Source organism: Brevibacterium sp. p3-SID960, assembly GCF_025144725.1.
In the GTDB taxonomy this organism is placed as follows: Bacteria; Actinomycetota; Actinomycetes; order Actinomycetales; family Brevibacteriaceae; genus Brevibacterium.
The window spans coordinates 1-9034 of sequence record NZ_JALXKS010000063.1 but is presented as its reverse complement, the minus strand read 5'-3'; the positions used below and the strand labels follow the sequence as shown (position 1 = coordinate 9034).

At 69.6% G+C, this 9034-nt stretch carries 12 protein-coding genes; 4 read left to right on the top strand and 8 right to left on the bottom strand.

All coding sequences use genetic code 11. The annotated features are described in order from the left end of the window. Positions 1-45: 45 nt before the first annotated feature. Positions 46-432, bottom strand: coding sequence for a CrcB family protein (locus tag M3B11_RS13175; protein WP_259877918.1), 387 nt, complete (start codon positions 430-432; stop codon positions 46-48). Then, positions 429-905: a CrcB family protein gene (locus M3B11_RS13170; protein ID WP_259877915.1), complete on the bottom strand. Its 477-nt coding sequence runs from the start codon at positions 903-905 to the stop codon at positions 429-431. Before M3B11_RS13170 ends, M3B11_RS13175 begins: the two co-directional genes overlap by 4 nt. A 192-nt stretch (positions 906-1097) precedes the next feature. Here M3B11_RS13170 and M3B11_RS13165 point away from each other — a divergent pair, with 192 nt between their 5' ends. The 3 genes from M3B11_RS13165 to M3B11_RS13155 all read left to right on the top strand — a co-directional run bounded on the left by M3B11_RS13165 (position 1098) and on the right by M3B11_RS13155 (position 2369). Next, positions 1098-1637, top strand: coding sequence for a YceI family protein (locus M3B11_RS13165; protein ID WP_259877914.1), 540 nt, complete (start codon positions 1098-1100; stop codon positions 1635-1637). Between the two features lie 107 nt (positions 1638-1744). Next, on the top strand, positions 1745-1987 hold the full coding sequence (locus M3B11_RS13160) for a hypothetical protein (protein WP_259877912.1): 243 nt from the start codon (positions 1745-1747) through the stop codon (positions 1985-1987). A gap of 253 nt (positions 1988-2240) precedes the next feature. After that, positions 2241-2369: a hypothetical protein gene (locus M3B11_RS13155; RefSeq protein ID WP_259877909.1), complete on the top strand. Its 129-nt coding sequence runs from the start codon at positions 2241-2243 to the stop codon at positions 2367-2369. 249 nt (positions 2370-2618) lie between these two features. Here the strand turns inward: M3B11_RS13155 and M3B11_RS13150 are convergent, their stop codons facing one another. The 6 genes from M3B11_RS13150 to M3B11_RS13125 are packed head-to-tail and all read right to left on the bottom strand — an operon-like array spanning position 2619 to position 8772. Then, the gene (locus tag M3B11_RS13150) at positions 2619-4052 is read right to left on the bottom strand and encodes an HAD-IA family hydrolase (RefSeq protein WP_259877907.1); all 1434 of its coding nucleotides are present in this window, start codon (positions 4050-4052) and stop codon (positions 2619-2621) included. Beyond that, on the bottom strand, positions 4049-5302 hold the full coding sequence (gene nagA, locus M3B11_RS13145; RefSeq protein ID WP_259877905.1) for an N-acetylglucosamine-6-phosphate deacetylase: 1254 nt from the start codon (positions 5300-5302) through the stop codon (positions 4049-4051). The genes M3B11_RS13150 and nagA overlap by 4 nt, the downstream gene beginning before the upstream one ends. After that, complete coding sequence (locus tag M3B11_RS13140) at positions 5299-5751, bottom strand: PTS glucose transporter subunit IIA (protein ID WP_259877903.1); 453 nt, start codon at positions 5749-5751, stop codon at positions 5299-5301. The genes nagA and M3B11_RS13140 overlap by 4 nt, the downstream gene beginning before the upstream one ends. Further along, a complete protein-coding gene (locus tag M3B11_RS13135) occupies positions 5751-7328 on the bottom strand; it encodes a PTS transporter subunit EIIC (protein WP_259877901.1) in 1578 nt (525 codons plus the stop codon). The genes M3B11_RS13140 and M3B11_RS13135 overlap by 1 nt, the downstream gene beginning before the upstream one ends. Then, complete coding sequence (murQ, locus tag M3B11_RS13130; protein ID WP_259877900.1) at positions 7325-8341, bottom strand: N-acetylmuramic acid 6-phosphate etherase; 1017 nt, start codon at positions 8339-8341, stop codon at positions 7325-7327. The genes M3B11_RS13135 and murQ overlap by 4 nt, the downstream gene beginning before the upstream one ends. Next, positions 8338-8772 (bottom strand): MurR/RpiR family transcriptional regulator, encoded by a 435-nt coding sequence (locus M3B11_RS13125; RefSeq protein ID WP_259877920.1) that lies wholly within the window; start codon positions 8770-8772, stop codon positions 8338-8340. Before M3B11_RS13125 ends, murQ begins: the two co-directional genes overlap by 4 nt. On the opposite strand from M3B11_RS13125, the gene M3B11_RS13120 reads away from it, so the two are divergent. Beyond that, positions 8701-9034, top strand: a 334-nt coding sequence (locus M3B11_RS13120; protein ID WP_259877899.1) for a hypothetical protein, incomplete at its 3' end; no start/stop codon positions are given. The genes M3B11_RS13125 and M3B11_RS13120 overlap by 72 nt on opposite strands.

Genomic DNA, 9034 nt, shown 5'->3' with positions numbered 1-9034 from the left:
CGTGGGACGTCGGTCGGCTGGCCGGAAGCCACCGGCTGAATGGTGTCAGAGCCCGGTGAGCGCCCACCCGGCCAGCATGCCGAGGCCAGCCGCTGCCAGTGAGGCAGCGAGCGTACCGAGGCTGTAGCCGAGTGCCGCACGGATCCGCCGGGCCGCCAGCAGCCGGGCGGTGTCGACGCTGGCGGTGCTCAGGGTGGTGTAGCCGCCGAGGAATCCCACCCCGAGCACGGTGAGCCAGGCCGGACCCGAGGCGGTGGCTGCAGTCCCGGCGGCCAGTGCGGTGAGCAGTCCGAGGGCGAAGGACCCGGTGATGTTGATGAGCGGGGTGGCCAGCGGGATCGCACCCCAGCGCAGGTGGCTGAGCCACACGTCGAGCAGATAGCGCACGGTGCCGCCCAGACCGGCCGCCGCGGCGAGCAGGAGGATGGTCATCGGCGCCGGCCTGACAGTCGGGCGGCCAGGCCGATGCCGCAGGCAGCGGCCGTCACTCCCCCGACTATCGTCACGAACACGCCGGTGAGCGCCCAGCCGAAGGACACCGCCGCCTCGGGAACGGTGGCCAGCCGGCCGCCGAGCAGCGCAGCCAGCGCCGGGGCCATCGTGGCGAAAGCGAATGCGCTGTAGGTGGTGAACCCGCCGAGCAGCCCGGTGCCCAGGCCACGCTGGATCAGCCGCAGGCGGGCGGCGGGGGTTTGCGCATGGCGGCGTTTGAGGGTTTCGAGCAGTGCACCGAGGCAGAAGCTGCCCAGCAGATTCACCGCCGTCGTCGCCACCAGCGCTGCACCGCCAATGCCGCTCAGCAGCAGGAGCTCGCCAGCACCCCAGCGCATCAGGCTGCCGAGTGCAGTGCCGATGAAGACGGCGACGAGCAGACGCCAGGTGAGTTCCGGCGCGGGAGCTGACACGTCTGACCTCCTTCTTCTGCTGAGCTGGACTGGCACAGGTGCGGCGACTGCCTCAGAGTATCCCAGTGCGCAGGCAGTGTTGTGCACCCCACTGCACGCTTAGTTGAACTTTCAACTATAGGGGCGTACAGTGGAGCATGTTCAGCCGGCCACCCGCCGGCGGTCCGAACCCGACCCACATGAAGGAACATCATGACGACTCTGACCCCTGGCACCTGGAAGCTCGATATGTCGCACACGCTCATCGGCTTCACCGTCCGCCACGCCGGCATCAGCAAAGTGCGCGGCAGCTTCAACGAAGCTGACGCCACCCTGACCGTCGGCGACTCGATCACCGACTCCCGCGTCGAGGCCGCCGCACAGGTCGCCTCGTTCGACTCCGGCGATGAGAACCGCGACGCCCACGTCACCGGCGAGGACTTCTTCGACGCCGCTCAACACCCGCAGATGACCTTCATCTCCACCGGCATCGAGGGCACCGAAGAGGAGTTCACCCTCACTGGTGACCTGACGATCAAGGGCACCACCCGCTCGGTCGCCTTCGATGTCGAGTTCGGCGGTGCGGCTGTCGATCCGTTCGGCGCCACCCGCGCCGGATTCGAGGCGACGACGAAGATCTCCCGCAAGGACTTCGGCATCACCTGGAACGCCGCCCTTGAGGCCGGCGGTGTGCTCGTCGGCGACACCGTCACCATCACTATCGATGCAGCCTTCGTCCGCAGCGAGGACTGACCCAAAAGCCCGGGCAGAGTCAGTGCCTGCCCGTCCAGCACTCGGGCCCTGGAACCCTGTTCCGGGGCCCGAGTGCTCTCCAGTCTGAAAGAGACGAGAGGGCTGCGATGAGCAACACCGGACCTGACCCGCCTGAGCGGGTGTGCGCGGAGACCGAGGTGGCCGACACCGAGATCCTCACACCCCGGGCGGTGCCGCTCGGCGGATCGCGGACGATGACCGTCTGCCGCACCCTGCCGCAGCGCAGCCGCTCGCACATCGGCCCGCGGTGCTTCGCCTATCGCTTCGGTCCCGATGACGTCACCGCCACCGGCGGAACGAACGTCCCCGGCATCCGCACCCGGGCCTGACGACGGCCACCCTGCTGTCCGCGGGCAAGGTCGAGCACCGATTCGACCGGCCTCGCCAACAAGGTCAAGACCGCCGAGGTCGACCTCATGATCGCCGAATCTGGGATCTCCCATTCGGAGTTCTCGACCCCTGCCACACGGTTCCAGCACGCCCCGCACTATGAGCTCGGGCCGCTCATCGGTCGTCGGGAGGCGCAGCTGAGCACTGACGCCGGTGTCGGCATGACACCAGCCGATAGAGAACGTCACCGCGGTGACGTCTCGCGAGCTGGCCTATGTGCCGCCGGGATCAGACCAGCTGACGATCGCCGCCGCTGGTGACAGGACGGTGCGCGCGGCGCTCTTCGGCGGCCCGCCTTTGGGCGGGCAGATCGTCATGTGATGGGACTTCGTCGCCCGCAGCCATGACGAGGCCATCGCCTTCCGGCAGACCTGGCATCCTGAGATCAGCCACGCTGAAGCCGAGCCAGCCGGCACCGAAGCACCATCCGCCTGCAGCCGCGGGCACGGCCTTCGGGCCGTTCCCAGCCGACACGCCAGATACGCTGCCGCCCTGCGCCTGCCGAAAACCCGGCTGCGCCCACGCGGCTGAACTCTCAGCCGGCTGGTCCGCTCTGCCAGGGCTCGCGGATCAGTCTCCGATCTCGACGACGATCCCGTCGTCAGCCGGGGTGAACCGGCAGACGGTGAGGTCTGGCACGCGGGCATGCGCGTCGGTGAGCTCATCGATCGCATGCGAAGTCGCCACCCCGAGCACATGGGCGCCGGCTGCGAGCCCCGCACGGATCCCTGCCGGGGCGTCTTCGATGACGAGGCACTGGGCCGGGTCGACGCCGAGCTGACGGGCAGCGGCGAGATAGCCCTCAGGGTCGGGTTTGCCGTGGGCGACGTCCTCAGAGGTCACGAGCACCTCGGGCACCGGCAGCCCGGCGATCTCAAGCCTGGGCACCATGACGTGCCGTTCACCTGAGGTCACGGCAGCCCAGCTGCCAGCCGGCAGAGATGTGAGGATCTCGCGGGTGCCGGGCAGGGCGATGACACCGTCGGTATCGCTGACTTCGAGTTCGCTGAGCCGGCGCATCGCCGTCTCGACCTGGCCTTCAGGGATGTGTTCGATGAGCACGTCCTGACTGCGCCTGCCGTGACTGGTGCGCAGGATCGCGTCGGCGTCGATGCCCTGCTCGGCTGCCCAGGTCCGCCAGGTGCGTTCGACGGAGGCGGTGGAGTCGACAAGCGTGCCGTCGATGTCGAACAGGATGGCCTGGCAGATCAGTCGCATGCGGTCGACCTCCTCCTGGCCGGCTGGTCTCAGCCGGCGTCGGTGCTCGGGTGGTCCGCTTACGAGGCGGGAGGCGGCTGCCGCATCGAGGAACACCTCGAGCGCGGAGTGGTCCTGCAGGGCGCTGGCCGGCACGTCTTCATCGACCGGCCCGTCGATCATCGCTGCGACGGCGTCGGCTTTGCCGGCGCCGAAGGCGAGCATGATCGCCTTGCGCGACTCGAGGATCGTGCCGATCCCCTGGGTCAGCGCCTGGCTGGGCACCTCATCGATCGAGTCGAAGAACCGGGAGTTCGCCTCGCGGGTCTCAGCGGTGAGGTCGACGACCCGGGTGCGGGAGTCGGCCGGTGAGCCGGGTTCGTTGAAGGCGATGTGGCCGTTGGGCCCGATCCCCAGGATCTGCAGATCGACTCCACCGAGGCTTCTGATGCCGTCTTCGAAGGCGGCGGCAGCGACGTCCGGGTCGGCGGCGTCGCCTTCGGGCAGCACCGTATGGGCAGGGTCGATGCCCCAGGGTTCGAGGATCTGCTCGGCGATGTAATGCCGGTAGCTCTGCGGGTGCTCAGCCGGCAGGCCGATGTACTCATCGAGGCAGGTGATGCGCAGTCTGCTGAGGTCGAGCCCCTCACCGGTGCGGCGGGTGAGTTCGGCGTAAAGCGGTTCGGGCGTCGAGCCGGTCGCGATGCCGATGACCGCCTCGGGGTTGGCACGCACGAGCTCTTCGACCTGATCGGCTGCTTGGGAGATGAGTTCGGCGATGTCCTCGCCGGTCACCACGTGCATCATCGTTCACTCCTCATCTCGCGGCCGTCTCGGAAGACCCCGGTCACGGTCATTTCGTCACCCCATAGTACGAAGTCCGCCGCCTGGCCCGGCGCCAGGGTTCCGAACCGGTCGGCCAGTCCGAGGCTGGCGGCCGGTATCGAGGTGGCGGCTGCGATAGCCTCCTGCACACCGACGCCGAGGCCGATGGCCCGGCGCACGGCGTCATCGAGGGTGAGGGTGGAGCCGGCGATCGTATCGGTGCCGGTCAGGCGGGCGACGCCGCCGGCGACGGTGACGGCGAGCCCGCCGAGGCGGTAGGAGCCGTCGCCGAATCCGGCGGCTGACATCGCGTCGGTGATGAGCGCCAACCGGCCGCGGCAGGACTGCCACAGGTGGGCGGCGACCGGTTCGACCACGTGAACGCCGTCGAGGATGAGCTCGACGGTCACCCGATCGTCGTCGAGGGCGGCGACGAGCGGGCCGGGATCGCGGTGGTGGATGCCGGGCATGGCGTTGAAGGCGTGGGTGAGGATCGTCGCCCCGGCGTCGAAGGCCGCACGGGTGGTTGCGTAGTCGGCATTGGTGTGCCCGATGCCCATCCGGATGCCGCGGTCTGCAGCGTGCCGGATCACGGCAAGGGCGCCGGGCAGCTCAGGGGCGATGGTGATGTAGCGCAGCCAGCCCCCGCCGGCCTCAATGAAGCGGTCGATGAGCTCCGTGCTCGGCGTCTGCATAAGCGTCGGGTCGTGAGCGCCGGCCTTGTGCGGGCTGATGCACGGCCCCTCCAGGTGCACACCGATGATCCCGGCACCGCCAGCCGCCGGACCGCCCGGCGCTGTCGAGTAGTCCGGATCTGCCGGGCCTGCCGTACTGTCGGCCGGTTCGGCAATCGATTCGAGTGCTGCAGCGGTGTCCGGTGCCGAGCCGGTCACGAGGCTGAGCATCGAACGCGTCACCCCGTGCGTGGCCGTGGCCCTCAGCGCGGTGTGGATCTGCTCGACAGGCCCGTCGAAGGACCCGCCGCCGCCTCCGTGGGAGTGCATGTCGATGAGCCCGGGGGTGAGCATCCTGCCGGCCCCGGCGATCTGCTGGCAGCCGGCCGGCACCTCGGGCGCGGGCCCGGCCCCGCTGCTGATGATCCCCGCGCGCCCGGCCAGCACCCAGCCAGCGGGGGTGTCGCGGTGGGCGTCGACGAGGCGGACGTCGTCGATGAGCAGCGTCGCCTCCGTCGCGGAACCTGCTGCCGCTGGAACCTTGCCGGATGTGCTCATGCCAGTTCGATGAGCCCCTCGCCGGCTGCGACCTCGGCGGCCGGGGTGATTTTGAGGTCGCCGGATTCGGCTTCGAGGACGATGACCGGGACGACGAGCGACTTGCCGGCCTCCCGGGCCGGAGCGGTGTCCCAGGTGATGAGTGCGTCACCGGCAGCCACCTCGGCTCCGGCCTCGGCGAGCAGCTCGAATCCGGCGCCGGAGAGCTCGACGGTGTCGATGCCGAGGTGGACGAGGATGCCGCGGCCGTCCGGAGTGGAGATGACGAAGGCGTGCGGTTTGAGGCTCGACAGCCTCCCGGCGACCGGGGCGACGGCGGTCAGCGACGCCGCCTCGCCGGGGTCGATGGCGGCTCCTGGGCCGACGATCTCCTCTGCGAAGACCGGGTCGGGCACCTCGGCGAGGGCGACGACGGCGCCGGCGATCGGTGCGGTGATGGTGGTGGTCATTACGCTGCTCCCTGCTGTGAATCGGCGTTGGCGGCTGAGGTGTGCGGGTTGTTGAGTTCGGCCAGTGCCTGCTTCGAGAATCCGAAGAAATACGTTGCCAGAAAGCCTGCCACATAGGCCACGAGCAGACCGAATCCGTAGATCGCCACGGCCGCACCGATCCCCTCATTGCCGGTGGTGAGCGGGAACAGCGCCCAGCCGCTGGGGCCGATCGCCGTCGACCCGACGGTGGTGCCCAGCTGGTTGAACACGCCGATGAACGCCCCGCCGAAGGCACCGCCGACACACGCGGTGATGAACGGCCGGCCCAACGGGAGGGTGACGCCGTAGATGAGCGGCTCACCGACGCCGAGCACACCGGCCGGCAGCGCGGATTTGATGGTCCGGCGCATGCTGGCGTCCCGGACCTTGAGGAACACGGCCACAGCAGCGCCGACCTGGCCGCCGCCGGCCATTGCGAGAATCGGCAGCAGCACGGTGTAGCCGGCCTGTTCGATGAGGGTGGCGTGGATGGGGATGAGGGCCTGGTGCAGCCCGAACATCACCAGCGGCAGGAAAAGCCCGGCGAGGACGAACCCGGCGATTCCGCCGCCGACCTGCAGCAGCTGGTTGGCGAGCACGCCGATGCCCTCGGCGATCCAGCCGGCGACCGTCATGAGGGGGAACAGGGTGAGCACGCCGACGACAAGGACCGTGAACGTCGGCACGATGAGCATGCTGAGCGAGCGCGGCGCCCAGGTGCGGGCCCAACGTTCGATATAGGCGGCGAGCACGGCGGCCAGCAGCGCGCCGATGACGCCGCCTTGGCCGGGGGCGAGTTCGGTGCCGAAGATCGTGACATCGGCGACACCGGCGAATGGGATGATCGCTGCGACCGCACCGCCGATGATCGGGGTGCCGCCGAACTCCTTGGCGGCGTTCATTCCGACGAACACTGCGATGAGGCTCATGAAGCCGCTGGCGATCGCGGTGAGGATCGGGGTCAGCCCGGCCGCCCACGTCCAGGTGCCGTTCTGCACGAGGTTGGTGAGCAGACCGTTGAACCCGGCGATGATGCCGCATGCGATGAGGGCGGGGATGAGCGGCAGGAAGATGTTGGCCACCCGGCGCAGGAACGCCTTGACCGGGGTCCGGTTGCGCTCCTTCTGCGCGGCCTTCATGTCCGCCCCGCGCTGCTGCAGCCGTTCGGCCGTATCGTCGCCTGTCCCGGCACCGGCACGGGCACCGGCAGCGCCCGAGCCTGCGGAGACGACGCCGGCTGCCGTGGCGCCGGCTGCCGTGGCGCCCGTGCCCGAGGTGTCGGTCGCCTGATCGTCTGCCGTTCCCGAGGCGAGGGCTCGCTCGATCTCATCGGCGACCTCGTCGACGAGGCCGGGCCCGAGGATCACCTGCATGGTCTGATCCTCGACGACGCCGAGCACACCGTCGACGGCTTTGAGGCCGACGGTGTCGACGAGGTCCTGATCGGCCACGGGCAGGCGCAGACGGGTGATGCAGTTCTCAACGGAGCCGACGTTTCCGGCGCCGCCGAGGTGTGCAATCACCTGCTGGGCGATGGTCTGCGGGGATGCGGTCACGACTGCTCCTTCTGGGAGTTCGGGGTGTGGGTGGTGAGGGCTGTGCGCAGCACGCCGCCTGCTGCGGCGAGTGCGTCTTCGGCTGCGAGTGCGTCGAGGTCGGCGAGGATCATGAGGATCGCGGTCTTGGCCTTCCCGCCCGCGGCCTCGACGGCGGAGGTGACGGTGTCTTCGTCGGCGCCGGTGGCTTCGGTGACGATGCGGTGCACGCGGGCGGTGAGCTTGTGGTTGGTGGCGTCGACGTCGACCATGAGGTTGCCGTAGGTCTTGCCGAGCCGGATCATCGTCATCGTCGAGAGCATATTGAGCACGAGCTTCTGGGCGGTGCCGGCTTTGAGCCGGGTGGAGCCGGCGACGAGCTCGGGCCCGACGACGACCTCGATCGGCACCTCGGCGGCGGCGCCGAGTGCGGAGTCTGCATTGCAGGAGATGCCTGCGGTGAATGCGCCGGCCTCGCGGGCGGCGGTGACGGCATCCACGGTGTACGGGGTTGCGCCGGAAGCGGCGATGCCGACGACTGCGTCATCGGGGCCGACAGCCTGGGCTGCGATATCGGCCCGACCGAGCGCGGTGTCGTCTTCGGCGCCTTCGACGGCGGTGATGAGGGCATCCCGGCCGCCGGCGATGAGCCCGATGACACGGCTCGGGTCGGTGCTGAAGGTCGGTGGGCATTCGGAGGCGTCGAGCACGCCGAGCCGGCCGGCGGTGCCGGCGCCGACGTAGATGAGCCGGCCGCCGCGGCGCATCCGCTCGGTGATCCCGTCGACAGCGCGGGCGATCTCTGCCAGATGCGCGCCGACCGATGGGGCGACGCGGGCGTCTTCGTTGTTCATCACCCCGGCCAGCTCAATCGTCGAAAGCGTGTCGATGTGTGCGAACCGGGAGTCGATCGCCTCGGTTGTCGAGGCAATTGTCGACGAGGGTGTCGAGCCCGCCGCCGAGGCGGCCGCCGCACCAGCCGCCGAGGTGGACAGGAGGCCGGCCGTGGGCGCCGGGGTGGTGTTGTCGATCATGAGGGGTCCTTTCGCGCCCGGCGAGGGGCGAGCATCTGGTGGGAGGCGGTGACGGCGGCGCCAGCCTGGTCGGCGCGGCGCTGGTAGACGAGTGCGAAGAGTGAGTCGCCGATGAACAGCTGTCCGGTGCGTGAGCTCATGGCAGCAGGCCGCATGTCGCTTTCCCGCGCAGCGACGCCGATGAGGACGTGATCGGCTGCGGTGATGCGCGAGCGCGGCCGCACGGTGATCGCCACGGTGGGGATGCCGGATCCCCGGACAACGTCGAGGGGTTCGAGGATGTCGGCGGTTTCACCGGAGGCGCTGATGGCGATGAGCAGATCGGCCGGTTCCATGACGGCAGCAACGGTGAGCGCATAGTGTCCCTCGGTGATCGGCTGGCTGATGATGCCGATGCGCTCGAGTTTGGCTGCAAGGTCCCGGGCGACGATGCCCGAGGCGCCGATGCCGGTGATGACGACGCGCCGGGCCGCGCAGATGGCCTCTGCGGCCGCAGTCAGGGCTGGGACGTCGAGGGCGGCTGCAGAATCTGCCAGCGCCTGCTGCTCTTCGGCCAGCAGTTTGGCGACGACGTCGGCTGGCGCGTCGTCGAGTTCGATGTCAGCTGGCAGCTGTCCAGCACCAGGCGCTGGCGCCGGCCCCGGGGGGGGGCCCGGGGGGGTTCAGCCGAGGGCCTTCTCCTTGACCTGCCGC